19 protein-coding genes and 1 pseudogene are annotated in these 22,375 nt (G+C 73.2%); 8 read left to right on the forward strand and 12 right to left on the reverse strand.

Translation table 11 applies throughout. The features are described 5' to 3' along the window. Position 1 precedes the first annotated feature (1 nt). The gene (locus MTR79_RS15475; RefSeq protein ID WP_244790692.1) at positions 2–1,135 is read right to left on the reverse strand and encodes a hypothetical protein; all 1,134 of its coding nucleotides are present in this window, start codon (positions 1,133–1,135) and stop codon (positions 2–4) included. 233 nt (positions 1,136–1,368) lie between these two features. Here MTR79_RS15475 and MTR79_RS15480 point away from each other — a divergent pair, with 233 nt between their 5' ends. After that, positions 1,369–1,611, forward strand: coding sequence for a DUF6411 family protein (locus tag MTR79_RS15480; RefSeq protein WP_048459926.1), 243 nt, complete (start codon positions 1,369–1,371; stop codon positions 1,609–1,611). Between the two features lie 19 nt (positions 1,612–1,630). On the opposite strand, the gene MTR79_RS15485 is transcribed toward MTR79_RS15480, so the two are convergent. Next, positions 1,631–2,257 carry a dihydrofolate reductase family protein gene (locus MTR79_RS15485; protein WP_244790694.1) on the reverse strand — a complete coding sequence of 209 codons (627 nt, stop codon included), beginning with the start codon at positions 2,255–2,257 and terminating at the stop codon, positions 1,631–1,633. 173 nt (positions 2,258–2,430) lie between these two features. Here MTR79_RS15485 and MTR79_RS15490 point away from each other — a divergent pair, with 173 nt between their 5' ends. Beyond that, positions 2,431–3,672 carry a SpoIIE family protein phosphatase gene (locus MTR79_RS15490; RefSeq protein WP_086700577.1) on the forward strand — a complete coding sequence of 414 codons (1,242 nt, stop codon included), beginning with the start codon at positions 2,431–2,433 and terminating at the stop codon, positions 3,670–3,672. Positions 3,673–3,681: 9 nt separating this feature from the next. Here MTR79_RS15490 and MTR79_RS15495 read toward each other — a convergent pair whose 3' ends face one another. Beyond that, positions 3,682–4,470, reverse strand: a complete 789-nt coding sequence (locus MTR79_RS15495; protein WP_244790696.1) for a cytochrome c oxidase assembly protein — start codon at positions 4,468–4,470, stop codon at positions 3,682–3,684. Then, positions 4,467–4,958 (reverse strand): DUF2243 domain-containing protein, encoded by a 492-nt coding sequence (locus MTR79_RS15500; RefSeq protein WP_244790698.1) that lies wholly within the window; start codon positions 4,956–4,958, stop codon positions 4,467–4,469. The genes MTR79_RS15495 and MTR79_RS15500 overlap by 4 nt, the downstream gene beginning before the upstream one ends. 323 nt (positions 4,959–5,281) lie before the next feature. Between MTR79_RS15500 and MTR79_RS15505 the strand changes: the two genes are divergently transcribed. Then, positions 5,282–7,231, forward strand: coding sequence for a cellulase family glycosylhydrolase (locus MTR79_RS15505; RefSeq protein ID WP_244790700.1), 1,950 nt, complete (start codon positions 5,282–5,284; stop codon positions 7,229–7,231). Between the two features lie 54 nt (positions 7,232–7,285). Here the strand turns inward: MTR79_RS15505 and MTR79_RS15510 are convergent, their stop codons facing one another. From MTR79_RS15510 to MTR79_RS15520, 3 genes are all read right to left on the reverse strand, one after another. Continuing rightward, positions 7,286–8,092: a DUF427 domain-containing protein gene (locus tag MTR79_RS15510; RefSeq protein ID WP_086700570.1), complete on the reverse strand. Its 807-nt coding sequence runs from the start codon at positions 8,090–8,092 to the stop codon at positions 7,286–7,288. Between the two features lie 152 nt (positions 8,093–8,244). Continuing rightward, positions 8,245–11,535 (reverse strand): GH92 family glycosyl hydrolase, encoded by a 3,291-nt coding sequence (locus tag MTR79_RS15515; RefSeq protein WP_244790702.1) that lies wholly within the window; start codon positions 11,533–11,535, stop codon positions 8,245–8,247. A 121-nt stretch (positions 11,536–11,656) separates the two neighbouring features. Continuing rightward, positions 11,657–12,349 carry a 2-phosphosulfolactate phosphatase gene (locus MTR79_RS15520; RefSeq protein ID WP_189364392.1) on the reverse strand — a complete coding sequence of 231 codons (693 nt, stop codon included), beginning with the start codon at positions 12,347–12,349 and terminating at the stop codon, positions 11,657–11,659. Between the two features lie 259 nt (positions 12,350–12,608). Between MTR79_RS15520 and MTR79_RS15525 the strand changes: the two genes are divergently transcribed. Further along, entirely contained in the window at positions 12,609–14,147 is a 1,539-nt protein-coding gene (locus MTR79_RS15525) for a fused MFS/spermidine synthase (protein ID WP_086700565.1), read from the forward strand. A 118-nt stretch (positions 14,148–14,265) separates the two neighbouring features. Beyond that, entirely contained in the window at positions 14,266–14,844 is a 579-nt protein-coding gene (locus MTR79_RS15530) for a dihydrofolate reductase family protein (protein WP_048459916.1), read from the forward strand. Here MTR79_RS15530 and MTR79_RS15535 read toward each other — a convergent pair. Beyond that, positions 14,826–15,536 carry a helix-turn-helix domain-containing protein gene (locus tag MTR79_RS15535; protein ID WP_244790703.1) on the reverse strand — a complete coding sequence of 237 codons (711 nt, stop codon included), beginning with the start codon at positions 15,534–15,536 and terminating at the stop codon, positions 14,826–14,828. The two genes, MTR79_RS15530 and MTR79_RS15535, sit on opposite strands and share 19 nt — an antisense overlap. Positions 15,537–15,744: 208 nt before the next feature. Beyond that, positions 15,745–16,158 (reverse strand): nuclear transport factor 2 family protein, encoded by a 414-nt coding sequence (locus MTR79_RS15540; protein ID WP_048459968.1) that lies wholly within the window; start codon positions 16,156–16,158, stop codon positions 15,745–15,747. A 119-nt stretch (positions 16,159–16,277) separates the two neighbouring features. On the opposite strand from MTR79_RS15540, the gene MTR79_RS15545 reads away from it, so the two are divergent. Then, the gene (locus MTR79_RS15545; RefSeq protein WP_244790704.1) at positions 16,278–16,847 is read left to right on the forward strand and encodes a PadR family transcriptional regulator; all 570 of its coding nucleotides are present in this window, start codon (positions 16,278–16,280) and stop codon (positions 16,845–16,847) included. Next, positions 16,834–17,655: an SGNH/GDSL hydrolase family protein gene (locus MTR79_RS15550; protein ID WP_244790706.1), complete on the forward strand. Its 822-nt coding sequence runs from the start codon at positions 16,834–16,836 to the stop codon at positions 17,653–17,655. The genes MTR79_RS15545 and MTR79_RS15550 overlap by 14 nt, the downstream gene beginning before the upstream one ends. Positions 17,656–17,704: 49 nt before the next feature. Here MTR79_RS15550 and MTR79_RS15555 read toward each other — a convergent pair. Beyond that, a pseudogene (locus tag MTR79_RS15555) lies at positions 17,705–17,906 on the reverse strand (MFS transporter); the annotation flags it as partial. A 197-nt stretch (positions 17,907–18,103) separates the two neighbouring features. Then, entirely contained in the window at positions 18,104–18,601 is a 498-nt protein-coding gene (locus tag MTR79_RS15560) for a MarR family winged helix-turn-helix transcriptional regulator (protein ID WP_048459912.1), read from the reverse strand. Positions 18,602–18,676: 75 nt separating this feature from the next. Between MTR79_RS15560 and MTR79_RS15565 the strand changes: the two genes are divergently transcribed. After that, positions 18,677–20,794, forward strand: coding sequence for an MMPL family transporter (locus MTR79_RS15565; protein WP_244790708.1), 2,118 nt, complete (start codon positions 18,677–18,679; stop codon positions 20,792–20,794). Between the two features lie 112 nt (positions 20,795–20,906). Here the strand turns inward: MTR79_RS15565 and MTR79_RS15570 are convergent, their stop codons facing one another. After that, positions 20,907–22,148 carry an MFS transporter gene (locus tag MTR79_RS15570; RefSeq protein WP_048459909.1) on the reverse strand — a complete coding sequence of 414 codons (1,242 nt, stop codon included), beginning with the start codon at positions 22,146–22,148 and terminating at the stop codon, positions 20,907–20,909. Positions 22,149–22,375: the final 227 nt, after the last annotated feature.

Here is a 22,375-nt window from a genome sequence, read left to right on the forward strand (position 1 = left end):
CCTACTCGCCGGAACGGTCCCCGGCCGCCGCCCGCACGGGCGCCTCCGCTCCCCGCCCCGTGACCCGCAGCACCACCGTGGCGGTGACGCCCGCCAGCGTGCCCCACAGCACCGCCGCGCTCGTCCCCTCACCGAGTCCGGACGCGGCTCGGAGCAGATGCCAGGACGTGGTCCCGCCGTCGACGGCCACCACACGCCACAGGTGCCGCACCAGCAGCCCCAGGACGACGGCGCACACCGTGCACACGGCCATCGCCGGGACCGAGACCTGGGTGAGCATCCCCGGCAGCCACCGCAGCGCGCACCACACCACCGCGAGCAGCAGCACGTCACCGAACAGCACCAGCAGCCAGTCCCACAGCCCGACCCCCGAGGGACCGGACCAGGCGCTCAGCAGCAGCCACTGCCGCAGCAGATCACCCGGCTCGCCGAGAAGACCGCCACCCGTGAACATCGTCTGGATCCGCGCCGCGTTCGCCTGGTACGACAGCAGCACCACGGACACCGCGACCACCGCGGTCCCCACGGTCGCGGCGACGACGGCGGTCCGCGCCGGCACGTCCTCGCGCGGCTGCGGCTCGGTGTTCCGCAACGCCACCCGGGTCACGAACACCGTCCACGCCGCCGCGGCGAGCGCCAACGGCACCAGCACCGTCCGCCCGGCCGAGGCGAGCGCGGCGAGCTGCGGCAGGAACCGGTAACTCCCGCGCCCGCCGGACGCGATCATCCACGGGGCCGACACGGTCACCGCGAGGGTCCCCGCGACCACGCCCCACGCCCAGAGGGCGAGGAGCGCCTGCCACACCCGGCCGCGCTCCGCGGGCAGCCGCCGGACCAGCAGCAGGGCCCCGGCCGCGTAGAACAGGAACACGGCGACGAAGCGGATCTGCATCGCCGTGTCGCGCAGGGCGAGGTAACTGGCGCCGTCGGCCGTCGCCGCCACGGACGCGCCGGGCCGCGGATCGTACGCCCACGGGTTCAGCCAGGACCGCAGCGCGTTCACCGTCTCGATGCCCAGCGCGCCGGTGGCGCCGTCCAGGTCCAGCGCGTCGGCGCTCGCCCCCGCCCACCACAGCAGCAGCGTCAGCATCAGCCCGCCCGCCACGGCCGGTATCGCCGCATGCCGGTACTCCATGTCCCGCCCCCCGTGCCCCGTCCTCGTTCCCCGCGCCACGACCGACCGTGGCGGGGAGGGACCTTACGCGTCGTTGATCACATGGGGGTCACGGTGCCGCTGTGAAGCCTGAGACGAAGACCCGGCAGCAGGTACGGATGCGGAAGCGTGTTCGCGTCGGGAGCGGGAACGAGAGGTCGCACGGACCGCCGGTCCGCGGCTCACCGCCCCATCGCGACACTCTGGAGGACCTCATGATGGCCGTCGGCATCATCGCCGTCTGCATCGTCATCGCGCTGCTCGCCTTCTTCGTGCCACGCCTGTCGCGGCACCCGCAGAACGGGACGCAACGCACCCTGGGTCTCGGCTCGCGCGCCGGTTCCAAGGCTCCGGGGCCGCTCGGCCGGCTCCTCAGCAAGCCTTTCCACTCCAGCTCGCGCGCCGTCGGCCGCAGCGGCTCCGCCGGCCGCCGCGCGCGCGGCAAGATGCCGTTCTGACCCCGCGCGCCGGAGGGGGTCACGACGTCCGGGGCGGCACCTCCGTGGCGTACCGCGGCCGGCCCGCGGGCCGGTAGACCTGCCACGTCACCCCGCCCGGCGTGGCCCGTGAGTCCACCAGCTCGAGCGCGCCGTCCGGGCCGTCCGCCGGGAACAGCCGCGTGCCCTGACCCACGATCACCGGATAGGTCAGCAGCAGCATCTCGTCGATCAGGCCCTCGGCGGCCAGCCGCCGCACCAGCTGCCCGCTGCCGTGCACCTGGAGCTCACCGGGCATACGCTCCTTGAGTTCCCGCACGGCGGCGGCGGGGTCGCCGGCCAGCACGGTGGTGTGCGCCCAGCCCGGGTCGGTGAGCGTCTTCGACACGACGTACTTGGGCCGCGCGTGCAGCGGCGCGGCGACCGGATTGTCCTCCGGGTCGGCCATCGCGCCCCACGAGGCGGCGAAGATCTCGTAGGTCCTGCGCCCGAACAGGAACGCGTCGGCCCGCCCGTACACCTCGCCGAGACGGGTCATGGTCTCCTCGTCGACCAGCGGCAGGGCCCAGCCGCCGCGCTCGAAACCGCCCCGGCGGTCCTCGTCCGCCAGGCCGAGGCCCTGCATGACGCCGTCGACGGAGACGTTGGTGATGGTGGTCAGCTTCATGGTGCCCGCTCCCGTCGGCCGGAACGGCGCCCGGTGCGCCGCCTCCTCCGGGTGGGACTCCGCCGGTCCGCCGAACTCATCGGCGCGTCCCTCCGGAGTCGGGCGACCCGACGGATCCGGGCTTCGCGGCGCATACTGACGGTGATGTGCCGGCGCCGGACGGGAGACCGCACATGAGCCCATCGCGGGTCGACCACCAGGCCCTTTTCTCGGTCCTGCCCAGCCCGTACCTGGTGCTGGACGCCGACCTCACCGTCGTCGACGTCAACGAGATGTACCTCAGAGTGACCGGCCGCACCCGTGAGGAGCTGATCGGCCACTACCTCTTCGACGTCTACCCGGACAACCCCGAGGACCCGGCGGCCGACGGCATCCGCACCCTGTTCGCCTCCCTCCAGCGCGTCCTGCGGACCAAGGAACCGGACACGCTCGCCGTGCAGCGGTACGACCTCCCGGTGCCCGGACGCCCCGGCGCCTTCCAGGAACGCTGGTGGTCGCCGGTGAACACGCCCGTCCTCGGCCCCGACGGTGAGATCGAGTGGATCGTGCACCGCGTCGAGGACATGACCGAGTTCCTGCTGTCCCGGCCCGTCCACGACACACCGACCGGCCGGGTGCGCACCAGGGCCGTCACGGAGGCCGAGCTGTACGCGAAGGCGCGGGAGCTCCAGGAGACCAACGACAAGCTCCGCGCCGCCCACGACTGGGAACGCCGCACCGCGCTCGCCCTCCAGGACGTCATGCTGCACGCCCCGGACCTGGCCGCGCACCGAGGCATCGCCGTGCGCTACATGCCGGCGACCCGCTCCCTCAACGTGTGCGGCGACTGGTACGACGTGGTCGACCTGAGCGACGACAGTTTCACGGTCGCGGTCGGCGACGTCGTCGGCCACGGCCTGGAGGCCGCCGCCGTCATGGGCATGCTGCGCAGCGCCCTGTCCGCCGCCGTACGCGCCATGCACGAACCGGGCGCGGCGATGGACCTCCTCAGCCGGTACGCCCAGACCTTCGAGGGCGCGCTGGCGACCACCGCCGCCAAGGCCGTCGTGGACACCAGGGCCCGCCGCATCACCTACACCTGCGCCGGCCACCCCCCGCCGGTGCTGGGCCGGCGTGACGGCCCGGCGGAGCTGCTCGACCAGGCCACCGACCCGCCGCTGGGCGTCCTCGTCGAACGGACCCCGCGCCCGCAGGCCACCGTCTCCTACGCCCCGGGTGACACCCTGGTGCTCTACACCGACGGCCTGGTCGAACGCCGGGGCGAGGACATCGACGCGGGCCTGCTCCGCCTCACCGACGCGGTGGCCCATCACGCCGGACTCGACCCGGAGCCCCTCGCCGACACCCTGCTCACCCGCCTGGGCGTGGCCGACGGAGGCCGCGACGACATCGCGCTGATCGTCGTCCGTCTGTAGACCGCGGGGTCAGTGCGCACCCGCGGGAACGGCGTCCCGGGCCGCCTGCCGTGCCCGGCGCCGCCCGGTCGCCGCGTACCACTGCACGGCGAGGACCAGGGCGAGGAACACCTCCACGGCGTCCCCGCCGTAGTACATGAGCTGCGCCCCGGCCCGCAGATCGGCAGCCGCGAACGCGGTCCCCGGCGGCCCCGCCACGTACAGACTCTTGGCCAGGACGGCATGGGCCGCACCCGCCGCCAGCAGTGTCACCGCCCGCAGCGGCAGACCGCACCGGCCGCGCACCGGGTCGAGCCGGCAGACGGCCATCGCGAACAGCAGTCCGGCCAGCAGCATGTGCAGCTCCAGCAGACCGCCCAGGAGCGGATGCCGATGGGCGGCGGCCCACAGCTCGGTGCGGTACAGCAGCCACAGACCGCCGAGATCGACGGCCGCGGCGACCGGCGGGAACAACAGCCACCCGGCGACGGGGGAGTGGGCCACCCGGAGCAGCCCCCGGCGCGGCCGGCCCGGCGGCAGCAGCCGCAGGACGAGCGTGAGCGGCCGGGCCACCGCGAGCAGCGCGGGTCCCGCCATCGCCGTCAGCAGATGACGGCCGGCGTGCGCGGTGAACGGCCCGCCCGGCACCGGACCGGTCAGCCCCCACACCACGGCCGCGCACCCCGCGGCGAACACGCAGTCCCGCCGCCACGGCCAGGCGTCCCCCCGTCTCCGCAGCCGGGCGGCGCCCGCGGCGTACACCACGGCGGCGAGCACACACGCGAGCGTGAGGGGAGCAGCCGCCGGACCGGCGGTCACGAAGGCCGCCGCCCCCCGGCCCGCCGGGCGCGCGACAGCAGCACGCCCCCGATCACCAGCAGCGCGAGCCCCGCCAGATTCCAGGCCCAGTCGTACGGCGTGACGTCGACGCCGTACCGCACCTGGTGCACGCGCAGCACCTTGTGGTCGACGATCCCGTCGAACACCTGGAAGGCGCCCGCGCCCAGGAAGGCCCCGCTCCACGCGTGCCCCGGCGCCAGCGCCCGGCGCCGCCGCAGATCCGCGTACAGGAAGAACCCGGCGACGAGCGCCAGCAGTTCGGCCGTGTGCAGCAGCCCGTCCGACACCAGGGCCACGCCCGACGTGGAGCGGTCGTAGAAGTGGTGCCAGTGCAGGAGCTGATGGAAGACGATCTCGTCCACGGCCGCCATGACGGCGGCCCCGATGACCGCGCACACCAGCAGCGATCGTCGGGGCTCGGGCCGTCGTGCGGCGGGCGTGCCGGCCAACGGGTCAGAGGTGCTCACGGTGCGGTCCGTCCTTCCGAACGATCGGCTGCCGCTCGCCGTCTACCCGGCGCGGCGCCGGTCAGCCCGGTCAGCGCGTGTACGGGTCGCAGCGGTCCGCGTCGATGGTGTCCACGTTCAGCTCGCGTCCGGCAGGGCACCTCCTCATGCTGGGCGGGACCGGACGGGCCCGCCACGCCACACGCCCGTCGGGCGCGGACGTGCCCCGGATGCCGCATGCGGATGGCCGGAGCGGGGGCCGTACGGAGAATGACGGCGCTGTCCCGGCCCGGGTGAGCGCGGCGCCCACCAGGTATGGCGCATCCATGTGTCATGGCCGCATCATGAAGGTGACCTTTGTGGAGGGAGCGGCGGCAGTGCGAGGTTCCTGGGTACCGAAGATCACGTCCGCCCTTCTCCTGCTGGTCCTGTCGGTGCCCGTCCCCGCGGCGGCCCGCCCACCGGACCGCGCCGACGCGACCGCTGCGGCGCCCGCCGACTGGACCCCTCCGCTCAGCACGCGGGGGCGCTGGATCGTCGACGCGAACGGCGATCGCGTCAAACTGCGCTCCGGCAACTGGCACGGCGCCAGCGGCACATGGAACGGCAGCGGCAGCGCGGACGACGACGCCAACCACCACGCCGGTGAGAACGCCCACCGCGTCCCGCTCGGCCTGGACCGCGCCCCGATGGCCGAGATCGTCGCGAGTTTCCGGGAGATCGGGATCAACAGCGTCCGGCTGCCCTTCTCCAACGAGATGATCCACGACACCCGCCCGGTCACCGCCGACGCCGTCACCGCCAACCCCCGACTGGAGGGGAGGACACCGCTGGAGGTGTACGACGCCGCGGTGCGCGCACTGACCGACGCCGGTCTCGCCGTGATCCTCAACAACCACACCAACACCACCCGTTGGTGCTGCGGCGTGGAGGGCAACGAACGCTGGAACGCGAGCCGGTCCGCCGGGACCTGGGAGAACGACTGGCTGTTCATGGCCCGCCGCTACCGCGACAACCCGCGCGTCGTGGGCGCCGACCTCTACAACGAGGTCCGGCGCAGCGTCTGGGACGACCCCAACTGGGGCCTCGGCGACCGGCACGACTGGTTCGCCGCGAGCCAGAGGGCCGGCGACCGCATCCTCACCGAGGCCGACCCCGACCTGCTGATCATCGTCGAGGGCATCAACTGGACCGGCCTGCCGGTCGACGGCCTCCCGCACGGACGCCCCACCCTCGAACCCGTACGCGATCTGTCGCACACCCTCGTCGACTCCGGCAAACTCGTCTACTCCGCCCACTTCTACGGCTACACCGGTCCCCGCCACACCGGCGCGACGGGCATCGGCGAGACCAGCGACCCCCGCTACCAGGACCTCACCCCCGCCGAACTCTCCGACGTCCTCGACCGCCAGGCGTTCTACGTCGCCGGCGACGCGGACCGCCACTACACGGCTCCCGTATGGATCTCCGAGTTCGGCGTCGGCGGACGTGAGGAGAGCGGTGCGGCCCCGCGCGCCTGGTTCGAGAACTTCGTCGACCAACTGATCGCAGCCGACGCGGACTTCGCGTACTGGCCCCTCGTCGGATGGCATGAGAACCGCCGTGGCAACGGCTGGGCCCTGCTCCACTGGGACGCCGCCGGTCGGCGCATGGCCGTCCACGACGGCGACGACTGGCGGTCGGACGCCTGGCGGCGCCTCGTCGAGGCCCCCGCCCGCACCGGTCACGTCCCGCCGGTGACCGAGTGGGCGATGCTCGGCCCCGACCACGGCGACTTCGTCGCGTCACGCCGGATGCGCGCGCTGCCCGACTGGGATCCGGGCGCCCGCAAGGCGGCCTGCCCCGACGGACTGCGCCTCGCGGGTCTGAGCCACACGGGCAACCGGGGCCTGTGCACCGACGTGCGCGCTGGCGCGCTCGACGAACCGGGCGGCGGACACGAGGTCGTCAAGGACGAACGGCACGTCGCACCCGGCCGCGACTGGGCGTCCGGCTACACCAAACTCCAGTGCGCCGACGGCCACTTCCTCACCGGCTACAGCGTGCGCGGCGCCGCCGTCTCGGCCGCCCTGTGCCGCGAGGCCACACCCGGCACCCTCACCGCCCCGGGCGGCCGCACGGTCTGGTTCGACCGTGGCGACAACCGCGGCACGTCCCCCAAGGGCGGCGACTTCGCACGGGGCCACCACAAGGGCCAGTGCGCGGACGACGAGTACGCGGCGGGGATGGCCTGGACGGGCCGTATCGGCTCCGCCCGGACGCCGGCGGCGCTGTACTGCCGGCCGCTCGCCTGAGCCGTCGCCCCCTACCTTCCCGCTGCTCCGCCAGGGCGACGACGGGCTGCCGTCTCAGCCGCGCCTGCCGCCCGCCCGCGCCGGTACCCCCGGTGTGCCCGTCGGGCGGGGGAGGAGCGTGCCGTCCACGTACAGGTCGACGTACTCGTTGTAGAACGCCGCCAGGCCCGCGATGCGGGAGGCCTGGACGGTCGGGAAGTCGTACGCCCAGAGGATGTCCTCGTGCGGGCCGGTGCCGCCGTCGAAGGACCAGTAGCCGCTCGTCGTTCCCTTGTACGGGCACTGGGTGACATGGTCCGTGCGGCGCAGCAGCGGCCAGTTGATGTGGGCGCGGTCCAGGTAGTAGCGGGTCGGCAGACCCGTCTCGAACAGCTTCACGCAGTGCGGCGCGTCCGCGAGGACCACCCCGTCGATCTCCACCCGCACCCGGCTGGAGGACCGCAGCGCGTCCACGCGGGCGTACGGGCTGCGCGGATGGACGTACACCGGCTCGTCCTCCTCCAGCCACGCGTCGAGCGCGCTCCAGCGGAAGCGGACCGTGCCCCGCACGGCCTCCGGGGCGCCGTCGTGCCACACCCAGGCCGCACCCTCCCGCACGGCGTCCCGCACCCGCAGCGAGTGGCGCCGCGCGGGGCCCGCGCCGAGGTGCTCCGTCCGGTCGTCGTCGATCAGCGACGCCTCGACCAGGTCGTCCCGCGGCACGCAGTACTGCGGATAGCCGGCCCATTCCCACACGTACAGGGCACGGCGGGTGTCGAACACGACGTGCCCGTCCACCATTCCGCGCACACGGCGCGGCACGGGTTCCACATGCCCCACGGGGACGATCAGGCTCGGATGCAGGACGCTCTCCACGCCCATCGGCGGCCACCTCGATTCACTGGCCCGCGCGGCCAGGGGCCCGCAGGTCACGACGCCTCGGTTCGTGCCGCACGCTACCGCGCACACCGGGCGGGACGTGACAAGCCGGGCGTCCGTGTCACGGGACACGGACGCCCGGCCTCGGGTGGGGGCTACCCGAGCGTGAGGGCGTAGATCTGCACCCGTGGGTCGTTCCGCAGCCCGAGCGAGCGCACCGCCTTCGACGGATCGAGGGTGACGGACGCGGCGAACAGACGCACCGGCGGTCCGTCCACGCCCTGTCCCCGTTTGATCCGGTGCGGCATCTCCAGCGCCACGGAGCCGCCTGCGGGCGTGGAGCCCGCCCAGTCGCCGACGGTGACCGGCAGTTCGGCGGTGGTGCCGTCGGTGTAGCGGACGGTGAGGTCCGTCGTCACCGGCCCGTGGTGGGACGCGCCGACCAGTCGCAGCGTGCCGTACGAACCGGTCGGCAGCAGCAGGGCCTGTCCGCGCGCCTCGACGAAGTTCGCGGCCGTGCCGGACGGGTCGGGCGCCTGGTAGGTCACGCCGCCCCACACCACCGGTCCCGCCGCCGGCAGCAGGTCGCCGTCGTAGCTCCACCCGCCGCCGTCGAAGTCGCCCTCGGCGGACGCCGTGACGGTCGCGGTCCCGTCGTGGTTCAGCTCCGTGCCGAGGTCGACGGCGCACCACTCACCGCCGCCTCCGGCGCAGCGCGCGGCCTCGCGCACCTGGATCGTGGCCACCCGCTCCACCGTCCGCACCCCGCCGGCGCCCGCCGTGATCCGCACGGTGTACGTGCCCGGCTCGGTCCCGGCCGGCACGCGCAGGTCCACCGTCGCGGTCCGCTGCACCGGCAGCCGGTGCGAGGCCAGCGTCAACGGCCCGGACGTCCGCACCGTCCACCCGCGCGGCGCCTCCGCCGCCACCGTCACCCGCAGCGAGCCCGGCGCCTGGCCCAGCACGTCCATCCGCAGTCGCACGTCCTCGGCCTTGTCCGACGCGGGCACCACGTCGGCGGACGTGCGCAGCGACGCGTCGAGGTGACGGCGGGAGTCGGCGGCCGCTCGGTTCACCGACGGCGGTTCGGCGCCCTTGCCGGTGCCCCACGCCGACGGCTTGTCGCTCATCTCGAAGGAGAGCCGCCCGCCCTCGGCGACCGCGTCCCAGTCCAGCCAGGTGGTGCGCAGGTCCTTCCCGCCGAACTGCGCACGCTTCACATACCGCCGGGTGTCGCTCGCCCCGGGCGCCTTCACGGTCAGGGTGCCGCCCTGCAGCTTCCCGTAGGCGCCGATGCGGATCTCCGCCGAGGGGAACTGCGGGGAGGACACGGCGAGGAAGTCACCGCCGTTCGTCACCGGGTACAGACCCAGCGACGAGAAGACGTACCAGGCCGACATGGTGCCCAGGTCGTCATTGCCCGTCATCCCGTCCGGCCCGTCCGTGAACAGCGTCATCGCCGCGCGGGTCACGGTCGCCGTCTTCGCGGGCGCGCCCGCCCACAGGTACATGTACGGCGCGTGCAGGTCGGGTTCGTTGTTCGGGTTGTAGGTCGGCTTGCCGTAGTAGTCGTACGGCGCCGAGATCCAGTCCTCGCGGGCGGTCCTGGCGGGGTCCTTGAGCAGCTTGTCGTAGGCGAAGAAGGCGTCGAGCCGCTGTTCCGTCCTCTTCCGGCCGCCCATCAGCGACACCAGTCCGGCAGGGTCCTGCGGAACCAGCCACTGGTACTGGTAGGCGCCGCCCTCGTGGAACTGGTGCCCCGCCTCGACCGGGTCGTACGGCGTCACCCAGGTGCCCTCGGTGGTGCGCGGCCGGAACTGCTGGAGGGAGGAGTCCCACAGGTTCCGGTACCACTGCCCGCGCGCCGCGAACATCCGCGCGTCCGCCGTGCGGCCCAGCCCCTTCGCCATCAGCGCCAGAGACGCGTCCGCCGCCGCGTACTCCAGGGTCGCCGACGCCGGGTGCGCGCAGTCGTTGTCACCGCCCTTGTCCGGACAGTCCTTCCCCAGCTCCAGCCCGCTGGGGACGTACCCGCGCTCCAGATAGGCCTCGATGCCCGCACGCCCGTTGTACGGGGACTCGTCCGGCGGCGTCCGCATCGCGTTCTTCCGCAGCAGCGCGTACGCCTCCTGCTCATGTCCGGCGAGCAGCCCCTTCGACCACGCCTCCACCAGGAACGGCGTCACCGGGTCGCCCGTCATGATGTTGGTCTCGCTGTTGGCGAGCGACCAGCGCGGCAGCCAGCCGCCGTCCCGCCCGATCGCCACGACCGACAGCGCCACGTCCCGCGCCACCTTCGGCTCCAGCAGCTGCAGCAGCTGGTTCTGCGGCCGGTGCGTGTCCCACAACGACAGGTTCTGGTACGGCGTGAACCCGTCCGCCGTGTGCACCTTCCCGTCGAAGCCCGCGTACCGTCCGTCGACGTCCCCGGCGAGGTTCGGGTGCAACTGCGCGTGGTAGAGCGCCGTGTAGAACGCGCGCCGCCGCTCGGCCGGCCCGCCGTCCACCTTCACGCCGGCCAACTGCCGCTCCCAGGTGGTGCGCAGGGCCTCCCGCGTGGCGTCGAAGTCGTACGAGTCCGCCGTCTCCGCCTCGAGGTTCTTCCGGGCGCCTTCGAGACCCGTGTACGACAGCCCGACCTTGATGACGACGTCGCGGTCCTCCCCGGCGTCGAACGTCACCCAGGCGCCGTTGCCGCCCTCACCGGCCGCGTCCCGCTCGCCCGGACGGGGAGTGGAGCCCCGCCAGGTGCCGTGCGAGGCGAACGGCCGGTCGAAGGTGGCGGTGAAGTAGACCGTGTGCCGGTCCTTGCCCGCGCAGAAGTTGCCGGCCTCGACCCGGCCCTCGACCGTCCGGTCCCCGACGACGTGCACCTCCGAGCTGTACACCCGCTGGTTGGCCTTGCCGGTGTTGAACAGCACGTTGGCCCGGTCGGTCGCCGGGAAGGTGTAGCGCTGCCACCCGGTGCGCGGGGTGGCGGTCAGCTCGGCGTCGATGTCGTACGTCTTCAACCCGACGCGGTAGTAGCCGGGTTCGGCCTTCTCGTCGTCGTGCGAGTACGTCGAGCGGTACGCGTCCGGGTCCACGGTGTCGACCGCGCCGGTGGTCGGCATCAGCGGCAGCTCGCCCATGACGGAGCAGCCGACGCCGGAGAGGTGGGTCTGGCTGAAACCGTGGATCTTGTCCTGCTGGTAGTCGTACCCGCCCTGCCCGCCGGTGTCCGGGCTGACCTGCACCATCCCGAAGGGGGCGCTGGCGCCGGGGAAGGTGTTGCCGAAGTTCTGCGTGCCGATGAACGGATTGACCAGGGAGGTCAGTCGGTCACCGGACGCGGACGGTGAAGACTGGGCGAGGGCCGGGGCGGGCGCGAGACCGGCCCCGGTGACGACGAGCGCGGCGAGGACGGTCGACGCTCTGCGGCGCCATCTGTGGAGGGGTGAATCCATGGAAGTGGCTCCTGTTGCTCACCTGTCGCACCGGGCTGGACGGAAGCGGACTAGATCACGGTGCTGACATCGTTGTCAATACCCCTGACGGAGACCGCTGTTCGGCGGCCGTGGCGGGCAGTCAGGCCGAGGGGGAGTCCGTCGGCGTGACCTGCCGGAGCACCATCAGCGAGCCCTCCACGGTGGCGGCCATCGCGAAGGGAAACCGGTCCAACTCCAGGCAGAGCGCGACGTCTTCGGGGCTGGATCCCTCACGCACGCCCTGCGTCAGCTCGGCGGCGGAACGTGAGGCGGCGGCCCGCCGCAGATACGGGCCGGCGTTCACCGCGTCCCCGCCGGCCCGCCCGGCGATGTACTCGGCGCACGCCAGGTCCTCCTCGGCGCGACCGCTCCCGCCGGTGACGACGAACGTCACCTCGCGGGGCGCGCGCTCCCGCAGCAGTCCGGCCGTCGCCTCCGCCACCACGAAGCTCGCGCACAGCACCAGCGGCGCGTCCTTCACCGCGAGGGCGCCGACGGTGCCCGCCGTGGTCTTCTGGACGACGGTGCGCCCCGACAGGTCCGTGTTCCGCAGCAGGGCGGGGGAGTTGATCAGGTCGAAGCCGGGCGCGGGCGGGCCGTCCTTCAAGGTCACCCAGTCGGGGTGCCGCGCCTTCTGCGCCAGCGCGTCCTCCAGGGACTCGGCGAGGACGACCCGTTCGGCGCCCCGGGCGAACGCCCAGGCGGCCACCGTGTACGCCCGCATGACGTCCACGACCACGGCCACGTCCGGTACGTCCGTCACCTCGGCGATGCCGGGAAAGTATGTCCTCATCCCGTCATGATGGGGCCGCCGCGGAGGCCGGCGCACGCGACTTACCCGCCGTCAGGGACACGACCGAGGGCGGTGTGACCGGTTCCGCCCCTCTGTGCCGGCTCCCGGCAGAGCGGCACCGCGCTCTCCGCCGACCTCGACGCCGACTGCCTTGGCCCGGCGGTGAGTTACCGGGTGGACGCCGACCGGCCGACGGCTTCCGCGCCGGCCACGAGCAAGGCGGCACGTCGGCGCCCGCCCGCGTGCAAGGATGTCGTCTGTGACCGGATTGTCTTCCTCGCCCGTGGCCGAGGGCGTGCGCAGCCGCCCCGTTCTGGGTCCCCGTGCCGCAGCCGTCCTGGTCTTCGGGGCCTCGGCCGCGGTGCTCGTCGTCGAGATCGTCGCCCTGCGCCTGCTGGCCCCGTACCTGGGCCTCACCCTCGAGACCAGCACCATGGTGATCGGCATCGCCCTCACGGCGATCGCCCTCGGCTCGTGGCTGGGCGGGCGCATCGCCGACCAGGTCGACCCGTTGCGGCTGCTCGCCCCCGCGCTGGGCGTCTCGGGCGCGGTCGTGGCCCTGACACCGGCCGTCCTGCGCGGCGTCGCGGAGTGGGCGCGGCCGCTGCTGATCCTGGTCGCGGCGCTGACGATCCTGGTGCCGGGCGCGCTGCTGTCCGCCGTGACGCCCCTGGTGACGAAGGTGCGGCTCACCAGCCTCGCCGAGACCGGCACGGTCGTCGGCCGGCTGTCCGGCGTCGGCACGGTGGGGTCGATCGCCGGCACGGTCCTGACGGGCTTCGTGCTGCTGTCGCGGCTGCCGGTCAGCGGCATCCTGTTCGGGCTCGGTGCGCTGCTGGTGGTCGCGTCGGTGCTGGTCGGCCGGGGGCTGCGCGGCCGGAGCGGCACCGCTCCCGCCCTGGCGCTCGTCCTGGCGGCGGGAGGCCTGGCCGCCTCGGTCGCGCCGGGCGGCTGCGACGTCGAGACCCGGTACCACTGCGCCGACGTGGTCGCCGACCCCGCACGCCCGGGTGGTCGCACCCTCGTGCTGGACGGCGTACGGCACTCCTACGTCGACGCCGGCGACCCGGCCCACCTGGAGTTCACCTACGTCAAGGCCGTCGCGTCGGTGACCGACGCCGCCTTCCCCGAGGGCAGACCGCTCACGGCCCACCACCTGGGCGGCGGAGGCCTCACCCTGCCCCGCTACCTCGCGGCCACCCGTCCCGGCACGCGCAGCGTGGTGTCCGAGATCGACGACGGCGTCGTACGCATCGACCGTGAGCGGCTCGGACTGCGGCCGCGGCCCGGCATCGACGTCCGTACCGAGGACGGCAGACTGGGGCTGCGTCGGCTGGACACGGACTCGCTCGACCTGGTCGTGGGCGACGCCTTCGGCGGAGTCAGCGTGCCCTGGCACCTCACCACGGTGGAGGCGCTCACGGAGGTGCGGCGCGCCCTCGTCCCCGACGGCCTCTACGTCGTCAACCTCATCGACCACGGCGAGCAGGCCTTCGCCAAGGCGGAACTGGCCACGCTCCGCCAGGTGTTCGCGCATGTGGCGCTCCTGGGTGAACCCGTCGACATCGGCCTGGCCCGCACCGGTGCGCCCGTGGGCGGCAACCTGGTCGCCGTCGCCTCCGACCGCCCGGCCGACCTGTCCGCGATCCAGAAGGCACTGGACGCCCGCGGCACAGGATGGCGGACGGTCACGGGCAAGCCCCTCACGACGTGGACAGCCGACGCCTCTGTCCTCACCGACGACTACGCCCCCGTCGACCAGCTCCTCCAGCCCTACGCCACACAGCGGGGCCGCTGACCGGGAGCGGTCGGGCCGAGGCGCGTTGTCGTTTCTGTCCAAGACGGTCGTGCCCGTTCCCCTCTAGCGTGAGGGCAACCGTTCGGCGGCCCGCGTCGGGCCGGAGGAGAGGCGCATCATGCGGAAACTGGTGTACACGGGGTTCATGTCCCTGGACGGCGTCGTCGACTCGCCCGGCGGCGGGCCGGGGGAGGAGCACCGCAGCGGGGGCTGGGTGTTCAAGGACCTGGAGTTCGTCGAGGAGGCCTGGTCGCTGAAGGGGGAGGAACTGGCCGACACGACGGCGCTGATGTTCGGCCGCCGCAGCTACGAGGCGTTCGCGTCGGTGTGGCCCGGTTCGGAGGACCACGCCGACTACCGCGACCTGCCGAAGTACGTGGTGTCGTCGACGCTCTCCGAGGACGCCCTGGTCGACGGATGGGGCCCGACCACGATCCTGCGCTCCACCGAGGACGTCGCGGCGCTCAAGGAGGGCGAAGGCGGCTCCGTCTTCATCCACGGCAGTGCGGAACTGGCCCGGCGGCTGTCCGACGCCGGCCTGATCGACCAGTACAACCTGCTGATGTTCCCCGTGCTGCTCGGTGCCGGGAAGAGCCTGTTCGGCCGCGCGGACCGGGACAAGCAGATGCTGGCCCTGCGGGAGTCGGCGACCTACTCGAACGGCATCGCCAAGCTCGTCTACGACGTCCGGCGCTGAGCGACGTCGAGCGCGATCGCTCCTCTTGCGCCCTCGCGCAGCTGACGCGCGGTGCGCCCGACGTACCTGCGCAGGGCGCGGGCCAGATGCGGCTCGTCGAAGTACTCGAGCTCGGCGGCGACGTCGGCGGCCTGAGCGCCGGCGGCCAGCAGGAGCGCCGCGGTGCGTGCCCGCTCGATCTGCCGTACGGCACCCCGCGTGAGTCCCGTCGCTGCCCGGAAGCGCCGCTCGACGGTCCGCTGCGAGAAGGCGGCGCGGTGGCCGCGGAGCACGTCGGCGACGAGCGGCTCCCGGTCGAGCACCCCGGCCCGCACCAGCCGCTCGACCAGGGCCTCCGCGTCGTCCGGACCGGGCGTCTGCCAGCGCGCCCCGTCCAGCCGGAACGTCCGGCGCGAGGTGTCGGGGAGCGTGACCCCGCCGTCGAGCAGGTCCGCCGTGGGCGCCATCCGCAGGGTGGTGCCCACGGCGAGGTCGATGCCCGTGAAGACGGCCCCCTCCGGCACGGGCGCCGTGCCGGTACGGGTCTCGGGACCCGTGACCGCAGCGTGCGCCGCCCCGTCCTGCTCCCAGAAGACCAGGCCCAGCCGCGCCCCGGCGACGGATGTCATGGTGGTGACGCGCTCGCTGGTGCACGTCCACACGCTGTCGACCCATGGCGAGTCGGACGCACGAATCTCGAACCGCAGCCCCACACCCGCAGACTACGCCCCCACCGGCACGCACTGCACCGCTGAGGCCGACAGCCTCAGGGGGCGCGGGGAACTGCGCGACAAGCCCCGATGAAACCCGCCCCCGCGCCACCGCCGAGGCCACCCCCCAGGGGCGCGGGGAACTGCGCGATCAGCCCCACCGCACCCGCACACGGCGACCGGGCGCACCCGGAACCCCGGTGGCCGCCCCTCAGGCAAGCCCCTCCGCCACCAGCCCTTTCAACACGGCCTCCCCCAACGCCTCCACCGCGGAGCGAGGCCGCACCATCACGGTGAACTCCTTGATCCGCCCGCCCTCCTCGAAGTGCAGCAGATCGATCCCGTGGATCTCCTTCCCACCCACGGTCGCCCGGAAGACCAGCACGGCCGACGGCAACGTCACCCCCTCCGCACTGGTCTGCGCCGCCCCGCTGTACTCGCCGACGTACCGGAAGTCCTCGAACGTCCGCAGCAGCACGCCGAACAGCCCCATGACCATCGCCTTGCCCTCGAAGGGCGTGAACTTCACCGGGCTGTACAGCCGCACGTCGTCGGTGAACAGATCGTCCAGCGCGGCCAGATCACGCGCGTCGACGGCTGCACGGAAACGCTCCACGGTGTCCACGGACGCCACCACCTCAGTAGTCAGGGGTGTGAGTAGTCAGAAAAATGACTATCATGAGGTGCCCGCAGGGCGACAGAGGCAGAGCACGGGCAGGACACCGGCACGCGGAAAGGGATCGCATGGCACTCCGGCACGCCGTACTGGCCGCGCTGCTCGACGGCGAACTCAGCGGTTACCAGCTGGCCAAGGCGTTCGACGTCGGCGTGGCCAACTTCTGGTACGCCCAGCCGCAGCAGCTCTACGCCGAGCTGACCAGGCTGGAGCAACAGGGCCTCGTCGCGGGCCGCGAGGTGGTGCAGGAAAGCCGCCCCAACAAGCGGCTGTTCCACGTCACCGACGCCGGGCTGGCCGAGCTGGAGGCTTTCACCGCCGCCTCCGCCAGGCCGGCCTTCGTCCGTGACGACCTCATGGTCAAGGTCCAGGCGGCCGACAGCGTCGACACCGCCACCCTGATCGGCCAGCTGACCGAGCGCGCCGACATCGCCCGCGCCCGCATCGAGCTGTTCGAGGCGCTGCTGCGGCGGCTGCGAGGCGACCGCGACGAGGAGGACTTCCTCCGCCACGGCGACCGCATCGGCCCCTACCTGACCTGCCTGCGCGGCGTGGCCTTCGAGCAGGAGAACCGCGACTGGTGCCTGCGGACCGTCGCCGTACTGGAAGAGAGGCGGCACACCCGTGCCCGGAACTGAGACGCCCGGAACTGAGACGCCCTACCTCCGCTACGTCGCCCTCGGCGACAGCCAGACCGAGGGCGTCGGCGACGGCGACGACGCCACGGGCCTGCGGGGCTTCGCCGACCGCCTCGCCGAGCACCTGGCCCGGCACGAACCCGCCCTGCAGTACGCCAACCTGGCCGTACGCGGCCGCCTCGCCGCCCAGATCCACACCGAGCAGCTCGCCCCCGCCCTCGCCCTGCGGCCCGACGTCGCCACCGTCGTCGCCGGCGTCAACGACCTGCTGAGACCCGGCTTCGACGCCGACGAGGTGTGCACCCACCTGGACGCGATGTTCGGGGCGCTCACCGAGCAGGGCGCCCTGGTCGCCACGATCACCATCCCGGACCTCTCCCGCGTCTGCCCCGTCGCCCGCCCGCTGACCCCACGCGTCACGGCCCTCAACGAGGGCATACGCCGCATCGCGCGCCGCCACGGAGCCGTCGTCGCGGAGACGGCCCTCCACCCGGTCGCGGGCGACCCGCGCCTGTGGAGCCCCGACCGCCTTCACGCCGGCCCCCTGGGCCATGAGCGCATCGCCGCCGCCCTCGCCCACGCGCTACGGCTGCCCGACAGCGACGACACCTGGACCCACCCCCTCCCTCCCCACACCCTGCCCACCGGCCTGCGCGCCGTCGGCACCGAACTCCGATGGCTGGCGGGCTTTTTGGGGCCATGGCTGCTCCGCCGGCTGAGGGGCCGCTCCTCCGGCGACGGCCGCTCGGCCAAGCGCCCGCTGCTCCACCCGGTTCTGGACGACCGCCGCCCGGTGACGGACGGCTGACCGGCGACACCTCCGCGCTCACGTACGCGCGGCGGGTTCCGCCGGTTGGCAGCGTCCCCGCGAAGCCGCTGAGCACGGACGCGGCCGTCAGCACCACCAGGTCGTCCCCGAACGCGAACAGGCCGAACCCGAAGGCGCGCAGCGTGCATCCGACGATGATGACGGCCCCGCGCGCCGAGCCGGTCGGCGGCCGAACCCCCGACCACGAACAACCCCTGCCGGCTCAGGGCGCGCACGCCGAGGACGACGCCGTGGGCCGTCCTCGAAGCCGCTCGACGTGAGCGCGCGTGCCTGGGCCGCGGCGTCGCAATTCCAGTCGTCGAGGGGCGCGTTCGCGCCGACCGCGCGTCGAGCCAGGGTGCCCGTGACGCCGGGAAACGGGAGACGGCCGGGTCAGGGGGTCGCCCTGCCCCGGCCGTCCGCCGTCGGGTGGATCACGTCGGGTGGATCAGTCGGTGCGTCCGCGCAGCAGCGCGAGCTCGTGGTTCAGCTCGGTGAGGAATCGGATCACCACACGCAGCTCCTCGGCCGTGAACCGCTCACGGGCCGTGTCGGTGCCGCGGGCGAGCGGCCGGAAGTACTCCCGGGCCAGGCCCTTGGCCCGGTCCTCGTACTCCAGATGCACCACACGGCGGTCGTCGGACGCCCGGACACGCCGGATGTGCCCCGCCCGCTCCAGTCGGTCCAGGCATGCTGTCATCGCGCCGGACGTGAGGTTGAGCTGTCTGCGCAGGCGGCCGGGCGTCATGGGCGCGTCAGGACCGCCGCCGTCGAGGATCGCGATCAGGGCGAGCATGTCGGTGTGGTGCAGACCGTGCGCCTGAGCGAACTCCTGGACGATGCGGTTGAACTCGCCGGTCATGCGGCGCAGTTGCACCGCGAATGACTGCAGGTCGGTCGGGCACTCCCCCGGCGGGGGAGGTGCGGAGGTTTGTGAGCCGCTCATGCGGCCAGTATAAGATCACTCGATGGTTGAGATAATCGACCACTGACATAATCGCTTCGCGCCATAGGAACCCACATGACATCCGCACCACGCCGGGCCCGGTGGCTCGTCCCGCTCGCTCTGTTGATCGTCTGGCTCGGCGTGGGCGGGATGCTCGGCCCGTACGCGGGGAAGCTGGGCGAGGTGGCCACCAACGACCAGGCCTCCTTCCTGCCCCGGAGCGCCGAGTCCACGCAGGTCCTCGACCAGCGGAAGGCGTTCGACCAGCAGGAGACGCTGCCCGCGATCGTCGTGTGGACCGCCGACGGGGAGCGGATCACCGGCGCCCAGACCGAGGCCGCCACCCGCGCGGTCGCCGGGCTCGCCGGCAACCCGGGCGTCGTGGGCGCTCCTTCACCCGCCTTCCCCTCCGAGGACGGCAAGGCCCTGCAGTCGGTGGTGCAGGTGGAACCCGACCTCGGTGACAAGCTGGCCGACGTCGTCGACGAGGTGCGCGAAGCGGCGGGCACCGTCGACGGAACCACCGCCGAGGTGGCGGGCCCGGCGGCCAGCCAGGTCGACCTGTCGGACGCCTTCTCCGGCATCGACGGACTGCTGCTCGGCGTCGCCCTCGCCGCCGTGCTGCTCATCCTGCTGCTGGTCTACCGCAGCGTCCTGCTGCCCTTCGTCATCATCCTCGGCTCCGTCTTCGCGCTGGGCCTGGCCTGCGCGGTCGTGTACGTCCTCGCCGACCACGACGTGGTGCGCGTCGACGGCCAGGTCCAGGGCATCCTGTCCATCCTCGTGATCGGCGCGGCCACCGACTACGCCCTGCTCCTCGCCGCCCGCTTCCGCGAGGAACTCGCCGTTCGCGGCGACCGGTTCGCCGCCGCGCACGCAGCCGTACGCCGGTCGTTCGGCGCCATCACCGCCAGCGCCGCCACCGTCGCCCTCGGCCTGCTGACGCTGCTCGCCAGTGACCTCACCAACAACCGCGCCCTGGGCCCGGTCGGCGCCATCGGCATCGTGTGCTCGGTGCTCTCCGCGCTCACCTTCCTGCCGGCCGCCCTCGCCCTCCTGGGCCGCAGCGCCTACTGGCCCGCCAAGCCCAAGGCGTCCGACGCCACCGTCGAGGGACACAGCGTGTGGCGCCGCGTCGCCGCGACCGTCGACCGCAGGCCGCGCCGCGTGTGGGCGGTGACCGCGCTGATCCTCGCCGTCTTCGCGGCCTTCTCCCCGTCCCTGTCAGCCAAGGGCACCCCGCTCGACGAGATCTTCGTCAACGACGCGCCGTCGGTCGCCGCGCAGAAGACGCTCGGCGAGCACTTCCCCGGAGGGTCCGGCAATCCTGCCGTCATCCTCGCGAACGCCGACCGGCTGGACGAGGTCACCGCCGCCGCGAACAAGACCGAGGGAGTGGCCTCCGCCGCCCCTGTCTCCGCCTCCGGACGGCCCGGGGGCGGGGAGCCGCTGGTCGTCGACGGGCGGGTGCGCGTCGACGCCACGCTGGAGGCCGCGGCAGACAGTGACGCCGCGAAGCGGGCCGTCGAGCGGCTCCGCGACAACGTGCACGACATCTCCGGCGCCGACGCGCTCGTCGGCGGCTACACCGCCCAGCAGGTCGACACCCAGCAGACCGCCTCCGACGACCGCACGCTCATCGTGCCGATCGTCCTCGTCGTCATCCTGCTGATCCTCGTCCTGCTGCTGCGGTCCGTGCTCGTGCCCGTGCTGCTGGTCGCGACCGTGGCGCTCAACTTCCTCGCCACGCTCGGCGTGTCCGCGCTGGTCTTCGAGCACCTCTTCGGCTTCAGCGGAACGGACGCGTCGGTCCCGCTGTACGGCTTCGTGTTCCTGGTCGCCCTGGGCGTCGACTACAACATCTTCCTGATGTCCCGTGTCCGCGAGGAGGCGCTGACCCACGGCACCCGCCAGGGCGTCCTGCGCGGCCTCACCACCACCGGCGGGGTCATCACCTCGGCCGGCGTGGTCCTCGCCGCGACGTTCGCCGCGCTGATGGTGATCCCCCTGGCCTTCCTGGTCCAGATCGCCTTCATCGTCGCCTTCGGGGTCCTCCTCGACACCCTGGTCGTCCGGTCCCTGCTGGTCCCGGCCCTGGTGATCGACATCGGCCCCAAGGCCTGGTGGCCGGGCTCCCTCTCCCGCACCACGCCGGTGAAGAGCGAGGACACCGCGGCGCCGGAGCGCGCGTGAGGTGATGCCGAAGCGGGCGGGCAGCCACCTGGCTCCCCGCCCGCCGGACGCACCAAGGGCCGTCGACCGCTGACCCGGCGGTCGACGGCCCGACGCGTCCGGCCCTGCTCCGTCACATCGACTGATCCTTCGGGCAGGCGGCGGCAGGCGCCTCCTGCCCCGGCGACCGGTCACCGGCGCCCGTCGACGACAGGACGACCTTCGACGCACGGCGGTCCCGGTCCAGGTACCCGCCCGTCGCCGCGAGGGCGAGGCCCACGACCGCCAGGGCGGCGCCGACCAGCGTGGGCGAGGACCAGCCCCAGCCGGCCGCGATGACCAGGCCGCCCAGCCACGCGCCGCCCGCGTTGGCGAGGTTGAAGGCGGAGTGGTTGGACGCGGCCGCCATCGTCGGCGCCTCGTGCGCCTTGGCCATCAGCAGCATCTGCACCGGCGTGGTGATCAGCGAGCTGAGACCGCCCGTGATCGTGATGACGATCAGCGCGGGCACCAGATGCCCGATGACGAAGTGCAGCGTCACCAGCGCCGCCGCGAGCAGCGCGAAACCGCCGTACATCGTGGGCCGCAGCGCCCGGTCGGTCAGCGGGCCCGCGACGAGCGTGCCGAGCGTCATGCCGACGCCGAACAGCGCGAGCACCAGGGTCGTGGACGAGTCCGAGATCCCCGTCAGGTTGGTCAGCATCGGCACCAGGTAGCTGTACATCGCGAAGAAGCCGCCGAACCCGACGACCGCCGTGACCAGCCCCAGCAGCACCTGCTTGTTCTTCATCGCGCGCAGCTCGTGCATCACGCCGGCCTGCTCGCCGCGCGGCTGGTGCGGGACGAGCCGCACCAGCGCCGCCAGGGCGAGGACGCCGATGACCGCCACCGCCGCGTACGCGAACCGCCAGCCGAGCTGCTGTCCGAGCGCCGTCCCGGCCGGGACGCCGACGATGTTCGCGACCGTCAGACCGAGGAACATCATCGACACCGCACGGGCCGCCCGGTCCGGCGCGACCAGCTTGGAGGCGACCACCGCGCCGACGCCGAACAGCGCACCGTGCGGGAGCCCCGCCAGTACACGCGCCGCGAACAGCAGCTCGAAGTTCGGCGCGAGAGCCGAGGCCACGTTCCCCACGACGAACACGCCCGTCAGCATCAGCAGCAGCCGCTTGTGCGGCACCCGGGCGCCGATCGCCGTGAGCAGCGGCGCGCCGATCACCACGCCCAGCGCGTAGGCGGAGACAACGTTGCCCGCGGTCGGCACGGACACCGCCAGCCCGTCGGCGATCTGGGGGAGCAGCCCCATGGAGACGAACTCGGTCGTGCCGATGCCGAACGCGACGACGGCCAGGGCGAACAAAGCCAAGGGCATGGCGAGGGAAAACCTTCCGAGCAGGAGCCGGGCGAGGGCGCCCACCGCTTCACACCGCGGCACCGGACGGCGTCCGGCGGCAGCGGTGTGCCTGGGTCGGTGGGGGCGGTCCGGCGCCGGTCCTCGTCGTCCGGGCGTGGTTGCCGCGTGCACCAGCCTGCCAGATCACCCCACGGGTGAGGAAACCGGGCGGCGCCACCACCTCGTACGGGACCGGCGCGACCACC

Source organism: Streptomyces sp. BJ20, assembly GCF_022869105.1.
GTDB classification, from domain to species: domain Bacteria; phylum Actinomycetota; class Actinomycetes; order Streptomycetales; family Streptomycetaceae; genus Streptomyces; species Streptomyces griseoincarnatus.

Excerpts from the sequence above, each read along its gene's own strand:
- MTR79_RS15475 (WP_244790692.1), bottom strand. The coding sequence starts at position 1,135 with ATGGAGTACCGGCATGCGGCGATACCGGCCGTGGCGGGCGGGCTGATG.
- MTR79_RS15480 (WP_048459926.1), top strand. The coding sequence starts at position 1,369 with ATGATGGCCGTCGGCATCATCGCCGTCTGCATCGTCATCGCGCTGCTC.
- MTR79_RS15485 (WP_244790694.1), bottom strand. The coding sequence starts at position 2,257 with ATGAAGCTGACCACCATCACCAACGTCTCCGTCGACGGCGTCATGCAG.
- MTR79_RS15490 (WP_086700577.1), top strand. The coding sequence starts at position 2,431 with ATGAGCCCATCGCGGGTCGACCACCAGGCCCTTTTCTCGGTCCTGCCC.
- MTR79_RS15505 (WP_244790700.1), top strand. The coding sequence starts at position 5,282 with ATGAAGGTGACCTTTGTGGAGGGAGCGGCGGCAGTGCGAGGTTCCTGG.
- MTR79_RS15510 (WP_086700570.1), bottom strand. The coding sequence starts at position 8,092 with ATGGGCGTGGAGAGCGTCCTGCATCCGAGCCTGATCGTCCCCGTGGGG.
- MTR79_RS15515 (WP_244790702.1), bottom strand. The coding sequence starts at position 11,535 with ATGGATTCACCCCTCCACAGATGGCGCCGCAGAGCGTCGACCGTCCTC.
- MTR79_RS15520 (WP_189364392.1), bottom strand. The coding sequence starts at position 12,349 with ATGAGGACATACTTTCCCGGCATCGCCGAGGTGACGGACGTACCGGAC.
- MTR79_RS15530 (WP_048459916.1), top strand. The coding sequence starts at position 14,266 with ATGCGGAAACTGGTGTACACGGGGTTCATGTCCCTGGACGGCGTCGTC.
- MTR79_RS15545 (WP_244790704.1), top strand. The coding sequence starts at position 16,278 with ATGGCACTCCGGCACGCCGTACTGGCCGCGCTGCTCGACGGCGAACTC.
- MTR79_RS15560 (WP_048459912.1), bottom strand. The coding sequence starts at position 18,601 with ATGAGCGGCTCACAAACCTCCGCACCTCCCCCGCCGGGGGAGTGCCCG.
- MTR79_RS15565 (WP_244790708.1), top strand. The coding sequence starts at position 18,677 with ATGACATCCGCACCACGCCGGGCCCGGTGGCTCGTCCCGCTCGCTCTG.
- MTR79_RS15570 (WP_048459909.1), bottom strand. The coding sequence starts at position 22,148 with ATGCCCTTGGCTTTGTTCGCCCTGGCCGTCGTCGCGTTCGGCATCGGC.